Origin of the sequence: Oceanisphaera sp. IT1-181, from assembly GCF_033807535.1 — a bacterium.
GTDB lineage: Bacteria > Pseudomonadota > Gammaproteobacteria > Enterobacterales > Aeromonadaceae > Oceanimonas.
The window spans coordinates 1,356,795-1,381,123 of record NZ_CP136856.1; the positions used below are offsets into that span (position 1 = coordinate 1,356,795).

Consider the following 24,329-nt stretch of genomic DNA (forward strand, 5'->3'; position numbering starts at 1 on the left):
GTTTGTTGTTAGCCGTCTTCCTGACGCACGTCAGGATCTCGTTCTGGGTTTTAAACAAAAGCGAGATACCGAGGCCGTCATGCTGAACTTGATTCAGTATCGGTAGGACGGATGAGGATGAGCAGTGTTTGTTGTGTGCCGTCATCCTGACGCACGTCAGGATCTCGCTATTTTTGTAGCCCGCAACTTGTTCGCGGGTCCTGCGCAGCAGGATAGTTTAAAGATTTACACCTGCGGTATAATGCGCGAATACTCTTACCTAAAAATAAGACGCCTACAAAAGCCAGAGGTCTCTTGTAGCCCGCCGTCTCTTTGGTAAAGAGGACTTCGCGGGGCCAGCGTAGCTGGCGTTTTGTTTAAAACCAAAACATAAGACCGAGCTTAGCCCTTACCCATTAAAAGTCCCTTTTAGATCTGATCTCTATTTTTCTGTGGGTTCCGTGGATTCCGTTGCAAAAATAGCTTTGTGGTGTTTTCAATCGTTCCGCCTGCGGCGTAATGTAAGAGCAAGCGTTCGCCTACAACAGATTTTAAACTCCTCGTCCGACCCCTGTTTTGATACAAAACGTGCTCGACCGTAGCAGATATTTTCCGCGATTTTCCCTCCAGACTTTCCTAACTGTTCTAGTATCTAAACGACTCTATTAGCAAAATGAGGCTGCCTAGCAGCTGCGCTTGCTGTTAGGTGAAACCTTGTATTTAGGTAAACCTTGTCGCTTATGAGAATCGAAGGAGAGGGGCCATGAAGCACAGTTTATTAGCTCGCTTAGCGGCAGTTTCTGCTGGCTCGACGATGCACTCTTCACCATCTGGCCCATTAGTGATAGTGGGTGCCATTAATGCCTATAGCGCCATGCAGGCGGAGCTTGCAGGGCATCAAGCGCTGTATTTATCCGGTGCTGGGGTGGCCAATGCTTCTTATGGCGTGCCCGACTTAGGCATTACCAGCCTCAATGACGTATTAGAAGATGCACGCCGTATTACCGCTGCCAGCGATTTGCCCTTATTAGTGGATGTAGACACCGGCTTTGGCGGCGCTTTTAATATTGCACGTACGGTACGAGAAATGGAGCGCGCCGGTGTCAGTGCCATTCATATTGAAGATCAAGTGGCGCAAAAGCGCTGCGGCCATCGACCTCACAAAGCCATCGTCTCCCTTGATGAAATGGTGGATCGCATTAAAGCGGCGGTGGATGCGCGCACCGATAGCAATTTCACCATAATGGCGCGCACCGATGCGCTAGCTGTAGAAGGGCTAAACGGGGCCATGGAGCGGGCTCAGGCCTGTGTGGCGGCCGGTGCCGATATGATTTTTCCCGAAGCTGTGACCCGCTTGGTGGATTATCAGGCATTTTGTGCCGCCGTGTGTGTGCCGGTGCTGGCCAATATTACCGAGTTTGGTCAAACGCCATTATTTACTCAAGCCCAGCTGGGCGCGGTGGGGGTGGCCATGGTGTTGTATCCGTTGTCGGCCTTTCGTGCCATGAGTCAGGCAGCGGAGCGGGTATATAAAGAGCTGCTTAGCGCCGGCCATCAGCGTGATGTGCTGGATTTAATGCAAACCCGAGAGCAACTTTATCACACCCTTGGCTATCATGAATACGAAGCCAAGTTAGATGCTTTATTTAACGCTGCATCTTCACCTTCAGTTACAGAACACCCTTCGGTCTTAGCTAAAAAAGGAACTCAGCATGACTAACACGCAAGGCTTGCGCGGCCAAAGTGCCGGCGACACTGCCATTAGTTCGGTGCAAGCGACGGGCACGGGTCTGGCTTATCGCGGCTATAACGTGGTGGACTTGGCCAGTAAGGCTCAATTTGAAGAAGTGGCGTTTTTGCTGCTCAAAGGTTATTTGCCCAATAAAGGCGAGCTTGCCGCCTTTCACAGTCGCTTGGCGGCGAATCGAGGCTTACCGGCGGCACTGCGCACGGTGCTGGAGTTAATACCGGCGTCGGCACACCCCATGGACGTATTGCGCACCGGCTGCTCTGTGCTGGGTAACCTAGAAACCGAAACCCACTTTAGTGAACAGCAAGCGGCAGCGGAGCGCATCATTGCTTTGCTGCCCGCCATTATTTGCTATTGGTATCGCTATACCCACGATGGCGTACGCATCGACACCCTACTGGACGATACCAGTGTGGCGGGTCATTTCTTACATATGCTGCGCGGCAGTGCGCCGAACGATCTCGATACCAAAGTGATGAACTGCTCGTTAATTTTGTACGCGGAGCATGAGTTTAATGCCTCTACCTTTACCGCCCGCGTGTGCGCTTCCACGCTCACCGATATGCACTCCGCCGTTACCGCCGCCATCGGCACCTTGCGCGGCCCTTTGCACGGCGGCGCCAACGAGGCAGCCATGGCCATGATTGCCCAGTGGAATACCCCAGATGAAGCCGAACAAGGGCTGTTGGAGATGCTGGCGCAAAAGCAGAAGGTGATGGGCTTTGGTCATGCGGTGTATAAAACTCAAGATCCGCGTAACGCCATTATTAAAACTTGGGCGAAAAAACTCAGTGAGTCGGTCGGCGACCGGCAGATATATCAGATTTCTGAGCGGGTGGAGGACGTGATGGCGCGCGAGAAAAAGCTGTTTGCTAATGCGGATTTTTATCATGCCAGCGCTTATCACTTTATGGGCATTCCAACCCAGATGTTTACGCCTATTTTTGTGCTCAGTCGCGTAACCGGCTGGGCGGCGCACATTATGGAGCAGCGGTCGCATAATCGTATTATCCGACCCACCGCCGACTACATAGGGCCCGAGCCTCAAGCCTGGAAGCCCATCTCTAAGCGTTAACTTGCCACTGAACAAGCCGAAACGTTCAGGCGGCAGGGCTTGGTCTTACCCATTAAAAGTCTGTTGGCTGTTGGTTTGTTTTCCGTGTATTCCGTGGCAAAGAATCCCTTAATCTTTAGGGGCAAACACAACACTGCTTAAGCAAGATGCAAGCACGACTTACGCACGAATCTAGGAGCGCTAATGAGCAAGCATGTGGAACACAATCACCGGCCAGCACCGGATGCCTTGTTAGTCAGCATTGCCGATTATGTGATGGATTATCAGATAACCTCAGATGAGGCATATAACACGGCGCGTCTGTGTTTGATGGACACCTTGGGTTGTGGCTTGTTGGCGCTGCGATTTCCAGAATGCACCAAGCATTTAGGCCCCATAGTGCCGGGCACCACAGTGGCGCACGGAGCGCGGGTGCCCGGCACCTCCCATGTGCTGGATCCAATCACGGCGGCCTTTAATATTGGTTGTATGATCCGTTGGCTGGACTTTAACGACACCTGGCTGGCCGCCGAATGGGGGCATCCCTCTGATAATCTGGGCGCTATCTTGGCGGTGGCGGATTACGTGAGTCGGGTGGCGTTGGCTGAGGGCAGGGCGGGGCTCACCATGCACGCTGTGCTCACCGCCATGATCAAAGCCCATGAAATTCAAGGGGTGCTGGCGCTGGAAAATAGCTTTAACCGCGTAGGGCTGGATCATGTGTTATTAGTGCGCGTGGCCTCCACCGCCGTGGTCACACAGCTATTGGGTGGCACTAAGGCACAGGTGATAGATGCGTTATCCCAAGCGTGGGTTGATGGCTGTGCGCTGCGCACCTATCGCCATGCGCCCAATGCCGGCTCGCGCAAATCCTGGGCGGCAGGGGATGCCACAGCGCGCGCCGTGCGCCTGGCCATGATCACCCTTAAAGGCGAAATGGGCTTGCCGTCTGTGCTCAGTGCGCCGCTATGGGGGTTCAATAAGGTGTTATTTAACGGCCAATCCATCCGCCTAAGCCAGCCCTTTGCCAGCTATGTGATGGAGAATATCTTATTTAAGCTCAGTTTTCCCGCCGAGTTTCACGCCCAAACGGCGGTGGAGTGCGCACTGCAGTTGCACCCACAGCTTAAAGGTCGCATCGAGGACATCGCCCGTATCGAGATCAGCACTCATGAGTCGGCGATCCGCATTATTTCTAAGCGCGGTGAGCTGAATAATCCTGCCGACCGCGATCACTGCCTGCAATACATGGTGGCGGTGCCCTTGTTGTTCGGCGAGCTAGTTGCCGAGCATTACGAAGATGACTTTCACCACGCCCATCCGGCCATCGATGTGCTGCGCGAAAAAATGCAGGTCACGGAAGAGGCCAGCTACAGTGCTGATTATTTGCAAGCGGACAAGCGCGCCATCGCCAATGCCATACAGGTGTTTTTTAAGGACGGCAGCCACACCGCCAAAGTCGAAGTGATGTATCCCATCGGTCACAAACGCCGCCGCACAGAAGGCATGCCAGTATTAGAGCAGAAGTTTGTGCGCAATTTGCAGACCCGCTTTCCGCCAATCCAATGCCAAGCCATTATCGAGGCCTGCCAAAACCAAGCACAGTTAGCTAAGCTGTCGGTTGCCGATTTTATGGGGCTCTGGCTGATAAATTAATACGGCATCATGTGTGCTTTGTACCGCAAGGGTGCAGCATAATAGCGAACACTTGATACTAAAAAGGCCCCGTAATCACGGGGCCTTTTTGTTTTTTGGCGAGTACTTTTTTCCTCACGCCTCACTTTTTACTAATCCGCAAAATACGCCGCGATTAAGCTCAATAGGGCAGGATAAAACTGACTGGCGGTGTCTATTTTTTGGCCTCGGTTAGCCCATTCAGGTAACCAGCTGGCCAGTTCGTCCTGCACAAAGTTGGCGACGGTGGCTTCTGCTGCTGGCGTGGGGTGTTCCGCTAACTGGCGATAACCTTCGGCTAAATAATCCAGCATTATGCTGACATGATCTGCCGGTTCGGTTAACTGTGCACTCACTACCATGCCAATGGCGGCTAAGCGGGCTTGCATGCGCTGCAGGCTGGGGCCACTAAAGCGCCCCTCATCCAGATATAGTGAGGCATAAGGGGCAGGGCTGTGGCGGGCATCGCTTAAAAATAAGCTGGCAAAGTCGGCTGCCAGCTCTAATTTGGGCTGCTCGAGTAGGTGTAGCGTGCTGATGGCTTGGCTTAATTGCTGTACCGGTTTGGCCAGCTCAGAAATACCTTCCAGATCTTCCAGTAAAGGGGCGGCTTCTCCGCTCATATAAGCCTTGAGTGCGGTCTCATCCAGCTCTTTGGCCAGCAGAGTGGCAAACCATTGGCAGATCAGCGCTTGATGTTGGTAATACTCACCCGCCAACTGCTGCTCGGGGCTAAGCTGTGGGGCCGCAGTGGTGTCTGTTGCGTCTTGTAGCGTCATGGGATCCTCAATTTAACTGCTCGAGTCTATCAGTGTGCGGGCGCCATCATGTTGGCGCCCGCTACTCTGCTGCTGTGTTAGCTCTCTGTTTAGCTCATGCCTAGACGATAACTGTTTTAGACAGCAATTGCTTTAAGCTGTAACCACAGTTGGGCCACCAAAAGAGGTCACAGGCGGCACTGTACCGCTAAAGACTTCAATTTCTACCAAGCAAGTATTGGCGCTGGGTGCCTGCGCCAAGCGCGAGGTGCCAATATCCAGCGTCAGTGTATTCGGATCGCCGTAAGTATCGAGCGCACCTATGCTGGCGTCAGTGGGGCCATACCAAGCGCCTTCTTGAATACGAATAACGCCGCTTGGAAACAAGTCCGACACCACGGCACCGGCTAACAGCTGGCCGCGATCATTAAACACCCGCACCAAGTCGCCGTCCTTAATGTTGCGCGCACTGGCGTCTGCTGGGCTTAAGTAAACCGGCTCACGGCCTTGTATCGCGTAGGTAGCGCGATATTCGTCTGACTCGCACATTTGCGAGTGCAGGCGTTTATCTGGATGCACGGATTGTAGCCATAACGGAAACTTATCTGAACCCGGGCCACCGTGAGAACGCTCGGCTTTTTCCATCCAAATCGGGTGCTGCTGGCAGTCGTCATAGCCGTAGCTGCCAATTTTTCGGCTGCTGATTTCAATAAAGCCCGACGGCGTGCCCACGGCATTTACTTCTGGATCTTCTCTGAAGCTTGCATGGCGCACCCAGTTTTTACCCTCGCCAAAGTGCACGTAACCGTCTTCCCAAAACTGGTCAAACTCCGGCATCGGATACTTGTCTTTGTTGGCGTCACGGCAATCGTTATACAGCTCTCTTAGCCACTGAAATTCATCTTTATTTTGCGTGTATTCTTTATGGCGACCATAACGGCGACATAAGTCGGTGAAAATATTAAAATCCGATCGGGAGTGGAATAGCGGATCCACTAATTTGTGCATGGCCAGAATGCCGGTTTTTGAATAGCCGCCGTAAATGTCGATGTCGTTACGCTCAAACTGCGTACAGGCTGGCAGCACTAGGTCTGAGAAGCGACAGGTAGCATTCCAGGAATAATCGATAGTAACCACGGTTTCTAGCTCATAGAAAGCGCGCTTCATGCGGTTGTGATCCTGATGGTGGTGCCACGGATTACAGCCACTGAAAATACACATCTTAATGTCTGGGTAGGTCACCTCACTGCCGTTATATTGCAGCTTGCCACCGGGCTCAAGAATACAGTCAATCCAGCGTGCCACCGGAATAATGGAACTGGCGCCTTTAAAGTCGGTGCTGGGGTGCTCAGGAAATTTACCCGGCTCAAGGTTACGCGGAAAGCCACCGGGCACACTGGCGTCAGTGGGAGGAATGCCAATGCCACTGTAGTGGTGCGCATAGCTGATGCCACCACCGGGCAGGCCAATTTGCCCGAGCATGGCCGCCAATACCGCACCCGCCCAATAAGGTTGCTCGCCATGTTGCTGGCGCTGAATGGCCCAACCAAAAATTAACTGAGTACGACCACCGGCCAACAGTCGCGCAAATTCGCGGGTGCGCTCAGCGTCTACGCCACTGATGGTGGCCGCCCATTCTGGCGTCTTTTCTGTCTTGTCGTCAGCCTTGCCCATTACATAATCAATAAAGGGCTCAAAGCCTAAGGTATAGGTATTGAGAAAGTCTTTGTCGTGCAAGTCTTCCGTATATAAGGTGTGCGCCAAGGCCAGCATAAAGGCCACGTCACTTTGCGGGTTAATATACTGTTGCTCGCAGCCTAAATACTGCTGGGTTTTGCTTTGCACCGGGTCCACGCTAATAACTTTAATGTTACCGGCTGCAATCTTCTCTTTTAACTCGGCCAGATATGCATAAGAGTCGTGGGTTTCACAGTTCCAGCCTACCTGTAGGTTTTTATACAGATCATTGGCCCACAGCACTATGGTGTCGGAATGCTCCAAAATCAGTGGCCAAGAAGTGCCTTGGTCATAAACCTCGGTAGAGCCCATAACGTAGGGCAAGATCACTTGGCCTGCACCGGTGGAGTAGTCACCGACTTTATTCACGAAATTACCGTGCAAGTTAACCGCGCGCTGCATATGGCTACCGCAGCTGTGAAACTGACCGGTTTGGCGCCAACCCGTGGCTCCCGCATACAGGCCTGATGGCCCATAGGTGGTTTGTACGCGCTCTAACTCTTCATGAAACACGTCCAGCGCTTCGTCCCAGGTTAGGCGCACAAAGCGGTTATCGCCGCGCTGTTTGCGGTCACTGTTTTCGCGGTTTTTTAGCCAATCTAGGCGTGCCATGGGGTAGCGAATGCGTGACGGATTATAAATTAAGCCCTTGATACCTTTGAGCATATCGGTGGGGTATTTATCCAGTTTAAAGGGTTTAATTTCTTCGACCACGCCGCCTTTTACCAGCGCATGCATGGCGCCCCAGTGGGAGCCGGCAGTGCGCCACGCGCCTTCAGCGGAAACGCCAGCAGCTTGGCTTGCTGAGTGAGCACTGCGTACTAATAAGCTCTGGCCTATGAGTGCGGCGGCCGAACTGGCCGCTAAGCCTTTTAGAAAATGTCTGCGTGAAATTGTCATATCTTGCCTCGTCAACGTCGTGATCAGTGCGCGCCGCCGGCGTAGTCTGATGAATGTTTTTGTAGGTACTTAAGTACCAGCGCTTGGGTGTCGGCATCCATATTGGTAAAGCCCACCATACCGGCAAACATGCCCGGCCACGTATTGGCATCAAAGTGGCCTTCTGCCGGTTGCGAATGGCACACACTGCAGCCGCTGCGATAGGTATCGCGTGCATAGCTCCACAAGTCATCAGCATCCGGTAGCAGGGCGCCCGACTCGGCCCATAACGCAATATTCACTTGCTCCCAGGGCAGTCCGGTCATGGGGTCTTCTTTTGCCTCACTCGTTACTTCTACTAACTGTTCGTTTTGTGCCACGGCTTTATCCAGCACCATATTGGGAATATTCATGCCGAAGTCTTCATACCACACCCGCCCAAAGCCGCGGGTTTTGCGCCACGATGGCACCGCAACTTGCACGGCTCCGCCTTTGCGTTGCACCAGCGTTACTGGGGCTGCCGCTTCTAGCTCACCGGCTTCTTGAGTGAGGCCTTCGTCTAAGTACAAGGTGATGGCTTTCACCGCGTAATAATGTTCGCCGTCTTTTACTTTTAAACTGTGTGCTCGTTGCTCTAGTTGATCCAGGGCTGGGTCTTTAAACACCATGGTCTCGGGCAGTTGGTGCGCAATACCTTTATGACAGTCCACACAACTTTGGTCGCGCTCGGCGGCGGGCTTCATAAAACGTTGAGCGGTATCGGACATTTTGTCCCAGTCCATGCTGTTGTAGTCATGGCAATTTCGACATTCCAAAGAGCCGTTGGCGGCAAAGCGCGCCCATTCGTGTTGTGCCAGCTCTAAGCGCTTATCGAGAAATTTTTCACGGGTGTCGATAGTGCCAAACACCGTGCCCCACACTTCTTTACTGGCTTGCATCTTGCGGGCAATTTTATTGGTCCAATTGTGTGGCACATGGCAGTCGGGGCAGGTGGCGCGCACGCCTGAGCGGTTAGACCAATGAATGGTGTCTTGTAGCTCTTGGTAAACGTTATTTTCCATCTCGTGGCAACTGATACAAAACTGCTCGGTGTTGGTGACTTCGAGTGCGGTATTAAAGCCGCCCCAAAAGATAACACCGGCCACAAAGCCGCCTATGGTCAGCGCGCCCAAGCTAATGTGTACCGAGGGCCGGCGCAGCGTAGTCCAGAATTTTTTCATAAATGTCAGCATGAGTTCTCGCATCAAGGATTCATAAGTCAGTTGTTATTGTTATTTTTAACCGTGGCCGGGTGGGCCAAACAGCATTTGCAAGAACCAGACACTAAAGCCGTAGCCGGCCACAATAAGTACGCTGAGCAGGGGAATAAGCACCACTGTCAGTAATAAGAAAGTGCGCCACTCTTGGCGACGAGAAGCGGGGGCAGTTGCTGGTTTCATGGCGTTATCCTTGCGGTTTAGGTGTCGCATCCTAGTCGGGTATAGGGGGCATGGCAGTGCATTAAGCGCTGACCGTTAGCCTAATAACCCAGTCCGTTAACTTAATAACCACAATATTGACATGGTTTTATATGGTGAGCATGATGCAATAAAGGATGGCCTAAGGCTAATATATAATACTGTTCAGCAGCTTGATCTCAGTCAATCTAATGTCAAAAAACAAATATTTAGAAATATTCATCTAGGGTGCAACTTCAACAAGGGGCTAATTATTGCCAACGGAGCCTTTTGAGACGATACTTTGCGACAACTTCTATCGTCAGAGTAGGCACTTGCTATGCTAGATAAATATTTTAAGTTACAACAAAAGGGCACTAACGTGCGCCAAGAGGTCGTCGCCGGTATTACGACTTTCTTGACCATGGCCTACATTATTTTTGTGAACCCGTCTATTTTGTCCGAGGCGGGTATGGATTACGGCGCCGTGTTTGTGGCCACCTGTTTGGCCGCTGCTATTGGCTGTTTTATTATGGGATTGTGGGCCAATTACCCCATCGCTTTAGCGCCAGGCATGGGCTTAAACGCCTTTTTCACCTATACCGTCGTGCTGTCTGAGGGCTACAGCTGGGAAAGCGCCTTAGGGGCGGTGTTCTTTTCAGGCTGTATTTTTGTGCTGTTAAGTTTATTTAAAGTGCGCGAGTGGATTATTAACTCCATTCCCGGACCACTAAAAATTGGTATCGCCGCCGGTATTGGTATGTTTTTGGCATTAGTGGGCTTAAAAAACGCCGGCATCATTGTTGATAACCCCGCCACCCTAGTGGGCTTAGGTGACATGGGCAGCTTGCCAGTATTATTGGGCACGTTAGGTTTCTTCTTGATCATTGGCTTGGCGGCGCGCGGCATGCGCGGTGCAGTTATGATTGGCATTCTGATCATTACTGCCTTGGCGGTTATCTTGGGAGATGTGGAGTATCAAGGCTTGGTGTCAACGCCGCCGTCCATCTTGCCGACCTTTATGCAGCTCGATATTGCCGGTGCGTTTAATATCGGCATGCTGTCGGTGATTTTTGCTTTCCTGTTTGTCGACTTATTTGATACCTCCGGCACCCTGATTGCGGTGGCCCAACGCGGCAAGATGCTCGACGAACAAGGTCGCTTACCGCGCCTCGGTCGAGCCTTATTGGCGGACAGTACCGCGTCTATTGCCGGCTCTTTGTTGGGTACTTCTACCACTACGTCTTATGTAGAAAGTACCGCTGGTGTGGCCGCCGGTGGTCGTACCGGCTTAACTGCCGTGGTGACTGGCCTGCTATTTATTGCCGCGCTGTTATTCTCGCCGTTAGCCGGCATGGTGCCCGCCTATGCGACTGCCGGTGCGCTGGTTTATGTTGCCGTGTTAATGATGGGTCAGCTTAGTCATCTGCATTGGGACGACATCACCGAAGCCGTACCCGCGGTAGTGGTGTTAGTGATGATGCCATTCTCGTTTTCAATAGCAAACGGCATCGCCTTTGGCTTTATTAGCTTCGTGGCGGTGAAAGTGTTGGCCGGTCGCCATAAAGAAGTGAGCCCTGTGGTATGGGGACTCGGCGCATTATTCGTGCTGAAGTTTGCGGTAGGGATTTAACTAAAAGCAGCGCCGAGCACCAAGCGAAACTCAATGTCCCTTGTAGCCCGCCGTCTCTTCGGCGAAGAGGACTTCGCGGGGCCAGCGTAGCTGGATGGATTTAAAGATTTACGCCTACGGCGTAATGCGCGAATAAATTTACGCCTACAAAACACATTTAATAACGCTGCTATTTAACCCATAAAAAAACCCCGCGATTGCGGGGTTTTTGCTTGCTAACGCGGGGCCGTTTAATTAAAAATCGGCGTGGCGTGGGGTACGTGGGAAGGGGATAACGTCACGTACGTTGCCCATGCCCGTTACGTACGCCACCAAGCGCTCAAAGCCTAAGCCAAAGCCTGCGTGCGGCACGGTGCCGTAACGGCGCAGATCACGGTACCAACCGTAGTCTGCTGGGTTTAAGCCCATTTCGATCATGCGCGCGTCCAGCACTTCCAGTACTTCTTCACGCTGAGAGCCACCAATAATCTCACCGATGCCAGGCGCTAACACGTCCATGGCGGCCACGGTCTTGCCGTCTGCATTCAGCTTCATATAGAACGACTTAATGTCTTTCGGATAGTTTTTAACGACCACCGGTGCTTTAAAGTGCTCTTCCGCCAAATAACGCTCGTGCTCAGACGACAAGTCGATGCCCCATTCCACGGCAAACTCAAACTTCTTACCGCAGTTAATTAAGATCTCAACGGCTTCGGTGTACTCCACCTGAGCAAAGTCTTTTGCAACAAAATCGTGCAGACGGGTAATGGCATCTTTATCTACGCGCTGGGCGAAGAAGTTCATGTCATCCATACGTTCGGTTAACACGGCATTAAACACATATTTCAGCATATCTTCGGCAAGGCTTGCCGCATCGTCCAAATCGGCAAAAGCCAGTTCTGGCTCAACCATCCAAAACTCGGCCAAGTGGCGGCTGGTATTGGAGTTTTCGGCCCTAAAAGTAGGGCCAAAGGTGTATATCTTGCTCATGGCACAGGCATAGGCTTCGGCGTTTAGCTGGCCAGATACCGTTAAAAAGGTTTCTTTGCCAAAAAAGTCTTCAGAAAAATCCACGCCGCCTTGTTCTGTGCGCGGTAAGTTTTCTAAGTCCAGCGTAGACACGCGGAACATTTCACCGGCGCCTTCGCAGTCTGATGCAGTGATCAAAGGTGTGGCCACCCAAGCATAACCGTTTTCGTGAAAGAAACGGTGTAGAGCTTGTGCCAAGCAGTTGCGTACCCGCGTGACGGCACCCATCATGTTAGTGCGAGGGCGCAAATGGGCATATTCGCGCAAATATTCAATGGAATGGCGTTTGGCAGCCATTGGGTAGCTGTCTGGATCTTCTACCCAACCAATCACCTTAACGTTGGTGGCTTGTAATTCAAAATCTTGGCCTTGGCCTTGAGATGCGTCTACCGTGCCTGTGATTTCAACTGAACAGCCCGTCGTTAAACGCACCACTTCAGACTGATAATTTTCGACGCTATTGGGCACCACGGCCTGCACCGGATTAAAGCAGCTACCATCGTGAATGGCCAAAAACGAAATACCCGCCTTAGAATCACGGCGGGTACGAATCCACCCCTTAACGGTGACGGTGGTGCCAACAGGGTATTTACCCGCTAGCACATCAGTAATAGATGCGTGGGTCATGTGAAATCGCTCTCCAGCGTTAACTAATATCGGCAACCGCCGATAAACTATATAGATAAGACAGCCAATGTTACCCGTGTACACTCAGGACTCAAGCAAAAAATTGCAGCAGGAGGCAAACATGGCAACACCGCCTTTTAATTGGCTGAACAAGCTATTAATAGCAATGACAGTCGGGGGGTGGGCGCTGTATGTGTTGTTATTGCTGATATTTCATTACGGTCGGCCCGAGCAAAACTTTGGCTACCTGAAACATCAACAAATACCGGTACGCGCCGAGTGGCTAAGCTTACATCATTTTTGGTTTCATGCGGGAGTTTGGGGCGCCTTAGGCTTGGCGGTCACCGCTTTTACCTTGGTGCATTTAAAGGGGCGCGCCCATTTACAATATCTAAAAATATACCTAGTACTGCTGGGTGCGGCCGCCATCTTTACCCTGTTGTTGGCCACCTTTTCGCCGCGTTAACCGCCAATATATAGCCTAATGAATCTGTGGCGCATTGTGTTATTCTGGTCGCCCATATTATTGAATGGCCGCCTCTGGCTACAGCAAGGTTTGTTTACTTACATTTATGACGCACACATGGTTATTCAATCACACTAAGCCTCTTCAATCTGCCCTCGCTGATACAGCGACAGATTTACCCATAAAGCGTTTGATCTTTAAGCGATTTTTGCTGTTTTTCTTGTTGTTTTGCAGCTTGGTAGTGGCGTTAGCCGGGCCTATCTATTGGCAATATGCACAAGAGCAGCAAGAGCGCTTATTGGCCCAAGAAGAAACCTCCGTGGTGGCCACCACTCAGATGATTCAAAAAGAGATGTATGAGCAGTTACATCTGTTGGAGCTCTTAAAAAATTCACCCGCCATGGTGGAATACTTAAGCAGTGGTAGTACAAGTGATCGCGCTCGCCTTGAACTGCTGTTCAAAAATGCCGCCACCACTTATAACCGCTTTGACCAAATTCGCCTGCTGGATAATTCCGGACACGAATTAGTGCGCGTCAATATGCCTCAAGGTGCCGCGCAAGCTATCTCTACCGAGCAGCTGCAAGATAAATCACACCGTTATTACTTTAGCGAAGCCCAAACGCTGGCCGCTGATCAGGTATTTGTGTCGCGCATGGACTTAAACGTAGAGCAGGGCGTAATTGAACAACCACACAAGCCCATGCTGCGCTTTGTGACTCCAGTGCTGGATGCGGACGGCGACAGGGCGGGTGTGCTGATACTTAATTTTATGGCGCAAGACATGTTGGAGCGTTTTCGCTTACAAATGTCTCGCCGTATCGATCAGCAAGGTATGTTGCTTGACCCGCAAGGCTTTTGGCTTAGCAACCATAAGCGCAGCAATGAATGGGGCGCTGACTTAGGTAAACCCAGCCATAATTTTGCCACTCTGTATCCCGATGCCTGGCCGAGCGTGGCCGCTCAAGACTCAGGCGTGGTGGAAACCGCACAAGGTCTGTTTCGGTTTCAAAGTATTTACCCTTTTGCGTTTACGCTTCGTCAACACGCGGATTTTCGGGAGCGGCACGGAGCACTATTATCAGACGCAGCCCTTGCCAATACTGCTTGGAAGCTGGTGATATTTTTACCTAAAGAAGTGATCCAAGCGCAGTCTGTGTTGTATCAGCCTTTGGGGCGCGCCGTATTGGCGTTAATACTGCTGAGCTTGGCGGTGGCGGCGTGGTTATTGGCCTATAACAAAGTGCAAAAACAGCTTCGCCGGCGCTATCACCAAGCGGTAACGGCGGAATTGAGCGATCTTTACGAGCATGCGCCCTGTGGTTATCACAGCCTAGATGCTCAGGGTCACTTTATTCGTATCAATCAAACCGAGCTGGAATGGCTGGGTTATGAGCGGGAAGAAGTGGTGGGCCAGCCGTTTGTGGACTTTTTAACGGCCGACAGTCAGCTGCGTTTTACTGAATTTTTTGACTTACTTAAAACCGAGCAAGAAATCGACAATATAGTGCTAGAGATGCAGTGCAAAAATGGCTCGACTTTTTATGTGTCTACCTCTGCGACCTCACTTAAAGACCAAGCTGGGCATTTTGCCATTGCCCGCACCAGTGTGTTTGATATTACCGACCGCATACAGCTAGAAAGAAAGTTAGAACAGTTAGCCAATATTGATGCCCTGACCCATATCAGTAATCGCCGCCACTTTTATGAACGCGGTGAGCTGGAATTTAAACGGGCGGTGCGTTATCAACATGCGCTAGCAATACTGATGTTTGATATTGACTACTTTAAACGGGTTAACGACACCTACGGCCATGACGGCGGCGATGTAGTGCTTAAGCAGCTGGCAAAAACCGTACACGAAAGCTTGCGAGACCTAGATGTATTTGCCCGCTTTGGCGGTGAAGAATTTATTGCCTTGTTGCCGGAATTGTCCGCCGAGCAAGCCACCTTGGTGGCGGAGCGCCTACGCCAAGAAATCGCCGACATGCCAGTAGTCATGCCCTCAGGTGAGACCATGAACATCACAGTGTCTATCGGTTTTGCCATGTTAACGGCACAAGATAAACAACTCGACGCCTTCATTAAAAAAGCCGACTTGGCGTTATATCAAGCCAAAGAACAAGGCCGTAATCGGGTGATTGAATACCAAGGCACAGTGACGACTGAGTAAAAGTCGGTGTTTGTTGTTTGCCGTCATCCTGACGCACGTCAGGATCTCGTTCTAGGTATTAGAAACAAAAGCGAGATACCGGGGCACGCTCGGTATGACGGCTGAGGAAGAATCGGTGTTTGTTGTTTGCCGTCATCCTGACGCACGTCAGGATCTCGCTTTGGGTATTAGAAACAAAAGCGAGATACCGAGGCACGCTCGGTATGACGGCTGAGGAAGAGTCGGTGTTTGTTGTTTGCCGTCATCCTGACGCACGTCAGAATCTTGCTCTAAGTATTAAAAACAAAGCGAGATACCGGGGCAAGCCCGATGTATGGACTCCTTCACCCTCAGAGGAGTACGGTAAGTTTACCACAACCCCGAGTCCTCAATCGGAAGGAGTCCATACATGAAACACGATACTGTCATTGCCCTCGATTTGGCAAAACATTCGTTCCAAGCGTGCACCCTTAAGAATAATAAAACGCAGCGTAACCGCGCTTATACCCGTGCTCAGCTTACTGCCATGCTCAGTAAGCATCCTGCTTGCGTCGTGGCGATGGAGGCGTGTGGCTCTGCACATTATTGGGCTCGCACTGTCGAAGCGATGGGCCATAAGCCGGTGATTATCGCCCCTAAAATCGTGGCTGCATTTCGGCTCGGACATAAAACCGATCATAACGATGCGGAAGCTATCGGTGCGGCACTATCACATCCAGGATTAAAAACCGTCACCCCCAAGTCAACGGAGCAACAAGGGCTGCAAAGCATAGAGCGTATCCGGGAGCACATGCAAGATCAGCGCACGGCGACCAGTAACCTAATCAGAGCCCTGATATTTGAGTTTGGTATCACCATTACTAAAGGTTTCGCGGGTTTGCGTGCGGCGATACCCCTTATTCTGGAAGACGCGGAGAACGAGATCCCGATGCCATTACGCGATGAGCTATCAGAGCTGTGGCAAGCTTACTTATCCTTGACTCAGCGCTTTCAAGCGTTAGAAGCGAGGCGTGATAAGTTAATCAAACAACATCCAAGTTGCGCAAAGTTGATGAAGTTAGAAGGCGTGGGCCCGGTCAATGCGTTGCATCTCTATCTGATGTTAGGTACTAACGGTGGCAACTTCGCCTCCGGTCGGGAAGCGGCGGCCTGCGTGGGTGTCACACCCAAACAGTTTAGTACGGGTGGCAAGGTCGTGATGGGAGGTATTGGTAAACGCCACGGCAAAAGGCAGCAGCGTTCGAACCTTATTCAGGGCGCGCGTTCCGTTTTGCAAAAATTACAGAAAAGAGAACCGGTTAATCAGAAAGAGGCCTGGCTGAAAGCCATGATGCAGCGACGTGGCTTTGGCATCGCTTCAGTGGGGCTGGCCAACAAAACAGTCCGTACCGCCTGGGCAATGTTGCGTCATGGCGAAGAGTATCATCAGCCCACATTATTAGTCAGCGCGTAGCTGAGTCAATCCGTCAACTGAACGAACAACCAAGTTAAATGATAACCAGAAACGAGCGAAGATACAGTTAAGAGGTGAGACCAACCTTCAGAAAGCCTGTTCATGCCAGTGTGCAAACCATGCCGTAAGTCCGCAGAGGCCTGAAGGTGCGAATACATCAAGGGACAGGGGTAGCTCCCCAATGAGAGTCCGAATATACGCCAGCTCCTTACCCATGCTGCTTATTTTATGTTCAAAGACGGTTGTCATACAGAAGGAGTCCATATACGGCATGACGGCTGAGGAAGAATCGGTGTTTGTTGTTTGCAGTCATCCTGACGCACGTCAGGATCTCGCTTTGGGTATTAGAAACAAAAGCGAGATACCGTGGCACGCTCGGCATGACGGGTGAGGAAGAATCGGTGTTTGTTGTTTGCCGTCATCCTGACGCACGTCAGGATCTTGCTCTAGGTATTAAAAACAAAGCGAGATACCGGAGCAAATCCGGTATCACGAAAAAGGGCGGTGTGTGACCTTAACGTATGACGTATAGCGCTAAACGCACCGCTATTTTCTAAGCCTTTTGTCCGTGTATTCCGTGGCAAATAGGGTTTTGGTGTGATGCTTTTCTTTTAGCTCGTCGCTGTTGCACCCTCACACACCACCAACATCGCCCTTGTTAATTGGCTCAGCTGTTTCGGGGTAATAATATAGGGCGGCATAATATACAGCAGCTTACCAAAAGGGCGGATCCATACGCCTAATTCCACCAATTGCGCTTGCACCTTAGCCACATTCAAGGGCTCAAGCAGCTCTATCACACCAATGCCCCCTAATACGCGCACATCTGCCACCGCAGCTAACTCTTTTGCTGCTGCCAGCTCAGTTTTTAGCTGCGCTTCAATAGCGCCAATGCGTGCCTGCCAGGTTGAGCTTAACAGTAATTCAAGACTGGCCAAGGCCACGGCACAGGCCAGCGGATTCGCCATAAAAGTGGGCCCGTGCATCAAGACACCTGCAGGGCCATTACAAATGGTCTCGGCCACATGTTGGGTTGTGATGGTGGCGGCCATCGTCATATAGCCGCCGGTCAGTGCCTTACCAATACACAGTATATCTGGCGTAATGTCCGCCCATTCACAGGCGAATAGTCTTCCGGTGCGGCCAAAGCCGGTGGCTATTTCATCCACAATCAGCAGTACATCATATTGTCTGCACAATTTGCGCGCGCCTTTTAAAAACTCCGGGTGATAAAAGCACATGCCACCGGCACCTTGGACTATGGGCTCTAACACCAGTGCTGCTAATTCATGATGGCGCTCGGCCAACAGCAGCGCTAATGGCGCTAAGTCTTGGGGATCCCAGTCGCCATCAAAGCGGCTGCGCGGGCTTTCGATAAACACATGCTCGGGCAAAAAACCTTGATACAAACTGTGCATGCCGCCATTAGGGTCGCACACGCTCATGGCGCCAAAGGTGTCCCCGTGATAGCCCTTGTTCAGCGCGGCGAACAGGGTTTTGGGTGTGCCTTTGCCGTGCCAGTATTGAATGGCCATTTTTAACGCCACTTCAACCGACACAGATCCTGAGTCTGCTAAGAAAAAGCGATCCAGTCCGCTGGGTAATATCTCGCTTAAGGCGCGACACAGTTTTATCGCCGGTTCATGGGTTAAACCGCCAAACATCACATGAGACATCTTGGCTAATTGTGCGGTGGCGGCGGCATTAAGCTCGGGCACATTATAACCGTGCAAACAGGCCCACCAAGACGACATGCCATCAATCAAACGGCGACCATCGCTGAGTTGCAAATGCACGCCCTCGGCGCTGGCCACTTCATAACAGGGCAGCGGACGGGTGAGCGAGGTATAGGGGTGCCAGATATGTTGGCGGTCAAAATCGCTGTTGCTCAGGTTAGAGATTGAGTCTGAGAGGGAAGCGATGAGCGGAGCGGGGGCGAGCGGGTTATCAAAAACTGGTTTGTTCATAAATTAGCCAAACGTCAACTTGATCAGGTGTTTATGATTGACAGGCTAACATTGGCGCTTACACTAGCCAACCAAAATACTGCTGAATAAAGCAGTGAGCCCTCAGTGTTATCACCATTTTGAACAGATAAGGAACCCGGCCATGAGCCTACCCCAATCGAGCCGTGAGCAAGTTAGCCGTGAGCAGGTGCTTGCCTTGTTTGAGCGTCCGCTGTTTGATCTCTTGTTTGAAGCCCAGCAAGTGCACAGGGCGAACTTTGATGCCAACGAAGTACAAGTCAGCACTCTGTTATCCATTAAAACCGGCGCCTGCCCAGAAGACTGCAAATACTGCCCGCAAAGTGCCCGCTATAACACCGGCCTAGAAGTAGAGCGCTTAATGGAAATGGAAAACGTGTTAGCACGGGCCCAAGAAGCCAAAGCCAATGGCTCTAGCCGTTTTTGCATGGGTGCGGCGTGGCGTAATCCCAAAGAGCGCGATATGCCGTATTTGGTACAGATGGTGCAAGAGGTGAAATCGTTAGGCCTAGAAACCTGCATGACGCTGGGCATGCTCGATGACAGTCAAGCGGGCCGCTTGGCTGATGCAGGGCTCGATTATTACAACCATAACCTAGACACCAGCCCCGAATTCTACGGCGATATTATTACCACACGCACCTATGCGGACCGCTTAGATACGCTGGAAAATGTGCGCAACTCCGGCATGAAAGTCTGCTCCGGTGGCATAGTGGGCTTAGGCGAAAGTGCAGAAGATAGAGCCGGTCTGTTACAAGCCTTAGCGAACCTGCCGCGCCAGCCAGAAAGTGTGCCCATTAATATGTTGGTCAAAGTAAAAGGCACGCCGATGGAAAATCAAGCAGATTTAGACGACTTTGATTTTATTCGCACCATCGCCGTGGCGCGCATCTTAATGCCCCAAAGCCATGTGCGCTTATCTGCGGGGCGCGAAAAAATGAACGACCAAATGCAAGCCATGTGCTTTATGGCCGGCGCTAACTCGATTTTTTACGGCTGCAAATTGCTGACGACGCCCAACCCCGATGAAAGCAGCGACATGCAGTTATTTAAACGCTTAGGCATACGCCCCAGCGGTGTGAGTCAAGTCAGCCAAAAGCCGGACGAGATGACCGAAATTGAGCTGCATGAACAACTCGCCGCCCAAGCCGAGCCGGTTTTGTATTACGAAGCTTAAGGGCAGCGCCCAGCGCCCAGTGCCCAGCACCCAGCTAAAAACAAACACCGATTGGTGTTGGTTTTTGCCGTCATCCTGATGACCATCAGGATGACGGGTTGGTGTTTTAACGCTTTAACTCGGCGCTTGGTGCTGGGCGCAGGGCGCTATTAATTAAATAAGGTTCAAATATGCCCTTTAATCTTTGCCTTGCCGAGCGGGAAGCGTTGGGCTTGCGGCGCCGGTTACCGGCTATCGATAAGGTGACGGGCCGCCAGTTATTTAGTGCAGGTAAGTGCTATTTAAACTTTGCCGGTAACGATTATTTAGGCTTTAGCCAAGCACCCGAATTAATCAAGGCCGCCGATGCGGCGGCCCGCGAATTTGGCGTGGGTGCCGTGGCTTCACCCTTAGTAGTGGGCCATCAGGCCATTCATCGGCAATTAGAAAGCGAGTTGGCCGACTGGCTAGGATTAGACGCTGTGTTGCTGTTTAGCTCGGGCTTTTCCGCCAATCAAGCGTTAATCAAAGCTTTGCTCACTAAAGAGCACCTGCTTTGGCAAGACCGGCTCAATCATGCCTCCTTGCAAGAGGCGGGCATGCTGAGCCCAGCGCGCATGCGCCGCTTCGCCCATAACGACATGGGTGCGCTGGCCAAGCAGCTTAAACCCAAAGCGGGGCTGATTGTCTCCGAGGGCGTGTTTAGCATGGATGGCGACCAAGGCGATTGGCGTGGTTTAAGCGCGCTTGCCGATCAAACCGGTAACTGGCTGATGATAGATGACGCTCATGGCTTGGGCGTGCTGGGTAAACAAGGGCGCGGCACCTTAAGCGAGCAGGACGTAGCACCCGATAAAGTGCACATTCACATGGGCACCTTTGGCAAAGCGCTGGGCGTGAGTGGTGCTTTTATTGGCGGCAGTCAGGCGTTAGTGGATTACTTGCATAATCATGCGCGCAGCTATGTGTACAGCACCCACTTACCGCCCCCCCAAGCGGCGGCCATTTTGGCGGCGGTGCGCTTAGCTCAAACGGCAGACGAGCCACGTGAACAACTGCAAGCGCGCATCCAGCAATTTCGTGACGGGGCGGCAAATCTGCCATTACAGCTGTTGCCCTCTAACACCGCCATTCAGCCCTTATTACTAGGTAAAGAGTTGGTGGGCGATGAGCAAGCGACCTTGAATTTGTCCAACCGCTTGCGCGAACAAGGCTTTTGGGTTGGCGCCATACGCCCACCCACAGTGCCCAAAGGATCATCACGGCTGCGCATTACCCTCAGCGCCGCCCACAGCCAAGCGGATATCGCGGCTTTGTTGGCCGCACTGCAAGAGAGTGTGAAGGGTGAAATCTAAGGCCAACGCTTTTTTGCCACGGAATACACGGACCAATACGGACGAAGAACGAGATCGAGGGGGTTTGTAGGCGAACACTTGTTCTCGCATTACAACTCGGGCGCAACCATTTAGGTCACAACATAAAAAAACTAAAGACTCTTTTGCAACGAAATCCACGGAACCCACAGAAAATAGAGATCAGATCTAAAAGGGACTTTTAATGGGTAAGGGCTAAGGTTTTGTAGGCGTAAATTTATTCGCGCATTACACCGCAGGTGTAAATCTTAAAACCATCCTGCTGCGCAGGACCCGCGAACAAGTTGCGGGCTACAAGTTCGATGTCTTTTGTAGGGTGGCAATTTATTCGCCACGGTCTTGATATTATTTTTAACTGGCAGTAAGCCATTTTGCCACAGAGTCCACATTAATTATGCAATATTACCTATGACCACCCATTTGATGTTGAAAAGTGACTCAATCATAAACAAACAAAAAGTCGCCAGCGCCTTTGGCCGTGCCGCGCACAGCTATGAACAGCATAACGAGCTGCAACGCCGCTCTGGCAATGCTTTGCTGGCACTATTAAACGCCGAGCGGCCACGGTTTGCCAAAGTGGGTCTGGATCTCGGCTGTGGCAGTGGTTGGTTTGTGCCTGCGCTTAAAGCTAAAACCGAGCAGCTGCTGGCGCTGGATTTATCACCGGCCATGCTGCAACAAGCGCGCCTTAAGGCCGATATTATGGCGCTGCGTGCGGACATGGACACGCAACCGCTAGCCGCACACAGCCTCGATTTTATTTTTGCTAATCTGTGCCTGCAATGGAGCAGTGATCCGGCCGCTTGGCTAGCGGGCTGGAGCCAACGGCTAAAGCCCGGCGGCGTGCTGGTGTTTTCCACCTTAATCGAGGGCAGCCTGCAAGCGTTAGCCGACTGTTGGCAGCAACAAAGCCTGCCCAGTCCTATCAATCGCTTTATCAGCACCGCCCAACTGGAGCAGCACTTAGCGAATACAGGCCAGCACTGGCGGTGTGATTACGCCACCGAGCAGCTGAGCTTTGCGGATTTAAAGTCATTATTGCTGTCACTAAAGGGCATAGGTGCTAATCGGGTTAATGCACAACGCCGTACCGGCCTAATGGGCAAACACACTTGGCAGCAGCTTAATCTTACCTATCCTATTAGTACTCAAGGCCACAGCGTGGCCACCTATCAGCTGGCATACGGAGTAATTTATGGCTAACACCTTTTTTGTTACCGGCACCGATACCGAAGTCGGAAAAACCTTTGTCACTCGGGCCTTGATGCAAGCCGCTATTGAGTCTGGCAGAAAAGTACTGGGCTATAAACCCGTGGCCTCGGGCTGTGAACTGCAAAACGGCGAGCTAAAAAACAGTGACGCGCTCACGCTGCAGGCCTGCTCCTCCATTGCCTTGCCCTATGCCATGCATAACCCTTACGCCTTTGCGCCGGCCATAGCGCCGCACATTGCCGCAGCTCAGGCTAATGAGTCCATTAAGGTGGCTCACTTAAGTGAGGGCTTAGCACGGCTTAAGGCCACCGCCGCCGATGTGATTTTTGTAGAGGGCGCGGGGGGCTGGCGTTTACCCATTAACGACCGCCAATATTTGTCCGATTGGGTCAAGACCGAGCATTTGCCGGTTATCTTGGTGGTGGGCGCGCGTTTAGGCTGCATTAACCATGCGCTGCTTACCTTAGAGGCGATCCGCCACGATGGCTTAGTGGTAGCGGGCTGGGTGCTGAATCAAATAGACCCCACCATGAGCCAGTATCAAGCTAACGTCGACACTCTTAAACAGCGCATTAAAACACCATTTTTAGGGGAGATCCCCTGGCTGGCTGAGCAGGCCAATGACAGCGTGCATAACTTTATTGATATTGCACCGTTACTTAAATAAGTAAAATAATACATAATCAGTGACTTGAATTTGGCGTAATCAGCCCGATTATATTGGGTGGTGAAGGGTGAGGCGTAAAGAGTGAAGGGGAACCCGATACTTTGTGCTGACCTTGTTTTGTAGCCTAGGTTTTGCAGCCTAGCAGGTACGCAACACCACTTTTATCGTAATTATTTAAGTACACTTTGATCAAAGGGAACGTATGAAGCGCATTATATTGTTTATCGCTACCAACTTGGCCGTGGTTTTGGTGTTGGGCGTGGTGCTAAACATAGTGTTTTCTATGCTAGGTATCGACCGCAGCAGCATCACAGGCTTGTTGGTATTCTGTGCCGTGTTCGGTTTTGGCGGTGCATTTATCTCACTGCTGATTTCAAAGTGGATGGCTAAGCGCGCCTATAACGTGCAAATTATCGAGCAGCCACGTAACGAAATTGAGCATTGGTTGCTGAGCACTGTTACTCGCCAAGCACAACAAGCGGGCATTGGCATGCCAGAAGTGGGTATTTATGACTCACCGGATATGAACGCCTTTGCCACGGGCGCGAGCCGCAACAGCTCCTTGGTGGCAGTATCCACCGGCCTGATGCGCAGCATGAGCCGCGATGAAGCCGAAGCCGTATTGGCTCACGAAGTTAGCCACATCGCCAATGGCGACATGGTGACCATGACCTTATTGCAAGGTGTGGTGAATACCTTCGTGATGTTCTTCGCGCGCATAGTGGCCAACCTTATCAGTAGCGCCATGAACAAAAACAACGAAGAAGGCGGCGGCTTAGGCGGCATGGCTTACTTTGGCGTGGTGATGGTACTGGAATTAGTGTTTGGCATGTTGGCTTCCATTATCGTGATGTGGTTTAGTCGTTACCGCGAATACCGTGCCGACGAAGGCTCGGCGCGCTTGGTCGGTAAAGACAAAATGATTGCCGCCCTGCAGCGTTTAGGCCAAGGCTCACAAGCCGAACTAGACGGTTCACTGGCCGCCTTTGGTATTAACGGCCGAGGCAAGAGCGAACTGTTTATGAGCCACCCACCGCTCGAAAAACGCATTCAAAGCCTGCGTAACCTTAATTAATAGAAGTGTAAAGGGTGAAGAGCAACACAGCCCTTTGAACTGCGATAAGCTGACGCTATAAGTAAAAAACACCGCCTATCAAGGCGGTGTTTTTATTGGCGCTTACAAAAACATTAAAATATCCCAAGAGGTCCAATGAATTGGACCCTACAAAACACTCGCGTAGATGAACGCGTAGAAGCCGCTTTAGCCGGCTGGTTTAGCGCAGCTAAACGTCTCTGCTTCGTAGCGCAACAAACCAAAAACTAATTGGTA

Annotated in this window: 18 protein-coding genes; 12 read left to right on the forward strand and 6 right to left on the reverse strand. The window is 51.6% G+C overall.

Annotated elements, in window-relative coordinates; translation table 11 throughout:
- Window positions 1-793 precede the first annotated feature (793 nt).
- The 3 genes from prpB (at window position 794) to R0134_RS06235 (ending at window position 4,439) form a co-directional block, all read left to right on the forward strand.
- Window positions 794-1,699: a methylisocitrate lyase gene (gene prpB, locus R0134_RS06225; protein ID WP_319784314.1), complete on the forward strand. Its 906-nt coding sequence runs from the start codon at window positions 794-796 to the stop codon at window positions 1,697-1,699.
- Window positions 1,692-2,804, forward strand: a complete 1,113-nt coding sequence (prpC, locus tag R0134_RS06230) for a 2-methylcitrate synthase (RefSeq protein WP_319783947.1) — start codon at window positions 1,692-1,694, stop codon at window positions 2,802-2,804. The genes prpB and prpC overlap by 8 nt, the downstream gene beginning before the upstream one ends.
- A 183-nt stretch (window positions 2,805-2,987) precedes the next feature.
- Window positions 2,988-4,439 carry a bifunctional 2-methylcitrate dehydratase/aconitate hydratase gene (locus tag R0134_RS06235; RefSeq protein WP_319783948.1) on the forward strand — a complete coding sequence of 484 codons (1,452 nt, stop codon included), beginning with the start codon at window positions 2,988-2,990 and terminating at the stop codon, window positions 4,437-4,439.
- 131 nt (window positions 4,440-4,570) lie between these two features.
- On the opposite strand, the gene torD is transcribed toward R0134_RS06235, so the two are convergent.
- From torD to napE, 4 genes are all read right to left on the reverse strand, one after another.
- Window positions 4,571-5,236, reverse strand: a complete 666-nt coding sequence (torD, locus tag R0134_RS06240; protein ID WP_319783949.1) for a molecular chaperone TorD — start codon at window positions 5,234-5,236, stop codon at window positions 4,571-4,573.
- 132 nt (window positions 5,237-5,368) lie between these two features.
- A complete protein-coding gene (gene torA / locus R0134_RS06245) occupies window positions 5,369-7,852 on the reverse strand; it encodes a trimethylamine-N-oxide reductase TorA (RefSeq protein WP_319783950.1) in 2,484 nt (827 codons plus the stop codon).
- A 23-nt stretch (window positions 7,853-7,875) separates the two neighbouring features.
- Window positions 7,876-9,051 carry a pentaheme c-type cytochrome TorC gene (torC, locus tag R0134_RS06250; protein WP_319783951.1) on the reverse strand — a complete coding sequence of 392 codons (1,176 nt, stop codon included), beginning with the start codon at window positions 9,049-9,051 and terminating at the stop codon, window positions 7,876-7,878.
- A 57-nt stretch (window positions 9,052-9,108) separates the two neighbouring features.
- Window positions 9,109-9,270 (reverse strand): periplasmic nitrate reductase, NapE protein, encoded by a 162-nt coding sequence (napE, locus tag R0134_RS06255; RefSeq protein WP_319783952.1) that lies wholly within the window; start codon window positions 9,268-9,270, stop codon window positions 9,109-9,111.
- 337 nt (window positions 9,271-9,607) lie between these two features.
- On the opposite strand from napE, the gene R0134_RS06260 reads away from it, so the two are divergent.
- Window positions 9,608-10,900, forward strand: coding sequence for an NCS2 family permease (locus tag R0134_RS06260; protein WP_319783953.1), 1,293 nt, complete (start codon window positions 9,608-9,610; stop codon window positions 10,898-10,900).
- A gap of 234 nt (window positions 10,901-11,134) precedes the next feature.
- Here the strand turns inward: R0134_RS06260 and asnS are convergent, their stop codons facing one another.
- Window positions 11,135-12,535 (reverse strand): asparagine--tRNA ligase, encoded by a 1,401-nt coding sequence (asnS, locus tag R0134_RS06265; protein ID WP_319783954.1) that lies wholly within the window; start codon window positions 12,533-12,535, stop codon window positions 11,135-11,137.
- A gap of 121 nt (window positions 12,536-12,656) precedes the next feature.
- Here asnS and R0134_RS06270 point away from each other — a divergent pair, with 121 nt between their 5' ends.
- From R0134_RS06270 to R0134_RS06280, 3 genes are all read left to right on the forward strand, one after another.
- Window positions 12,657-13,001, forward strand: a complete 345-nt coding sequence (locus R0134_RS06270; protein WP_319783955.1) for a hypothetical protein — start codon at window positions 12,657-12,659, stop codon at window positions 12,999-13,001.
- A gap of 208 nt (window positions 13,002-13,209) precedes the next feature.
- The gene (locus tag R0134_RS06275) at window positions 13,210-15,174 is read left to right on the forward strand and encodes a diguanylate cyclase (RefSeq protein ID WP_319783956.1); all 1,965 of its coding nucleotides are present in this window, start codon (window positions 13,210-13,212) and stop codon (window positions 15,172-15,174) included.
- Window positions 15,175-15,562: 388 nt separating this feature from the next.
- On the forward strand, window positions 15,563-16,606 hold the full coding sequence (locus R0134_RS06280; protein WP_319782097.1) for an IS110 family transposase: 1,044 nt from the start codon (window positions 15,563-15,565) through the stop codon (window positions 16,604-16,606).
- 611 nt (window positions 16,607-17,217) lie between these two features.
- Here R0134_RS06280 and bioA read toward each other — a convergent pair.
- Entirely contained in the window at window positions 17,218-18,498 is a 1,281-nt protein-coding gene (gene bioA, locus R0134_RS06285; protein ID WP_319784315.1) for an adenosylmethionine--8-amino-7-oxononanoate transaminase, read from the reverse strand.
- A gap of 217 nt (window positions 18,499-18,715) precedes the next feature.
- On the opposite strand from bioA, the gene bioB reads away from it, so the two are divergent.
- The 5 genes from bioB (at window position 18,716) to htpX (ending at window position 24,074) form a co-directional block, all read left to right on the forward strand.
- Entirely contained in the window at window positions 18,716-19,768 is a 1,053-nt protein-coding gene (bioB, locus tag R0134_RS06290) for a biotin synthase BioB (RefSeq protein ID WP_319783957.1), read from the forward strand.
- 170 nt (window positions 19,769-19,938) lie between these two features.
- Window positions 19,939-21,102 (forward strand): 8-amino-7-oxononanoate synthase, encoded by a 1,164-nt coding sequence (gene bioF / locus R0134_RS06295; RefSeq protein ID WP_319783958.1) that lies wholly within the window; start codon window positions 19,939-19,941, stop codon window positions 21,100-21,102.
- Window positions 21,103-21,528: 426 nt separating this feature from the next.
- On the forward strand, window positions 21,529-22,323 hold the full coding sequence (gene bioC / locus R0134_RS06300; protein WP_319783959.1) for a malonyl-ACP O-methyltransferase BioC: 795 nt from the start codon (window positions 21,529-21,531) through the stop codon (window positions 22,321-22,323).
- A complete protein-coding gene (gene bioD / locus R0134_RS06305; RefSeq protein ID WP_319783960.1) occupies window positions 22,316-22,999 on the forward strand; it encodes a dethiobiotin synthase in 684 nt (227 codons plus the stop codon). The genes bioC and bioD overlap by 8 nt, the downstream gene beginning before the upstream one ends.
- A 202-nt stretch (window positions 23,000-23,201) precedes the next feature.
- On the forward strand, window positions 23,202-24,074 hold the full coding sequence (htpX, locus tag R0134_RS06310) for a protease HtpX (protein ID WP_319783961.1): 873 nt from the start codon (window positions 23,202-23,204) through the stop codon (window positions 24,072-24,074).
- Window positions 24,075-24,329: the final 255 nt, after the last annotated feature.

Bases quoted from the DNA above. Each gene is read 5' to 3' on its own strand.
- bioC (WP_319783959.1), top strand. From the start codon at position 21,529: ATGACCACCCATTTGATGTTGAAAAGTGACTCAATCATAAACAAACAA.
- asnS (WP_319783954.1), bottom strand. From the start codon at position 12,535: ATGACCCACGCATCTATTACTGATGTGCTAGCGGGTAAATACCCTGTT.
- R0134_RS06280 (WP_319782097.1), top strand. From the start codon at position 15,563: ATGAAACACGATACTGTCATTGCCCTCGATTTGGCAAAACATTCGTTC.
- torD (WP_319783949.1), bottom strand. From the start codon at position 5,236: ATGACGCTACAAGACGCAACAGACACCACTGCGGCCCCACAGCTTAGC.
- prpC (WP_319783947.1), top strand. From the start codon at position 1,692: ATGACTAACACGCAAGGCTTGCGCGGCCAAAGTGCCGGCGACACTGCC.
- bioB (WP_319783957.1), top strand. From the start codon at position 18,716: ATGAGCCTACCCCAATCGAGCCGTGAGCAAGTTAGCCGTGAGCAGGTG.
- bioD (WP_319783960.1), top strand. From the start codon at position 22,316: ATGGCTAACACCTTTTTTGTTACCGGCACCGATACCGAAGTCGGAAAA.
- torC (WP_319783951.1), bottom strand. From the start codon at position 9,051: ATGAAAAAATTCTGGACTACGCTGCGCCGGCCCTCGGTACACATTAGC.
- R0134_RS06260 (WP_319783953.1), top strand. From the start codon at position 9,608: ATGCTAGATAAATATTTTAAGTTACAACAAAAGGGCACTAACGTGCGC.
- R0134_RS06270 (WP_319783955.1), top strand. From the start codon at position 12,657: ATGGCAACACCGCCTTTTAATTGGCTGAACAAGCTATTAATAGCAATG.
- R0134_RS06235 (WP_319783948.1), top strand. From the start codon at position 2,988: ATGAGCAAGCATGTGGAACACAATCACCGGCCAGCACCGGATGCCTTG.
- torA (WP_319783950.1), bottom strand. From the start codon at position 7,852: ATGACAATTTCACGCAGACATTTTCTAAAAGGCTTAGCGGCCAGTTCG.
- prpB (WP_319784314.1), top strand. From the start codon at position 794: ATGCACTCTTCACCATCTGGCCCATTAGTGATAGTGGGTGCCATTAAT.
- htpX (WP_319783961.1), top strand. From the start codon at position 23,202: ATGAAGCGCATTATATTGTTTATCGCTACCAACTTGGCCGTGGTTTTG.
- bioF (WP_319783958.1), top strand. From the start codon at position 19,939: ATGCCCTTTAATCTTTGCCTTGCCGAGCGGGAAGCGTTGGGCTTGCGG.
- napE (WP_319783952.1), bottom strand. From the start codon at position 9,270: ATGAAACCAGCAACTGCCCCCGCTTCTCGTCGCCAAGAGTGGCGCACT.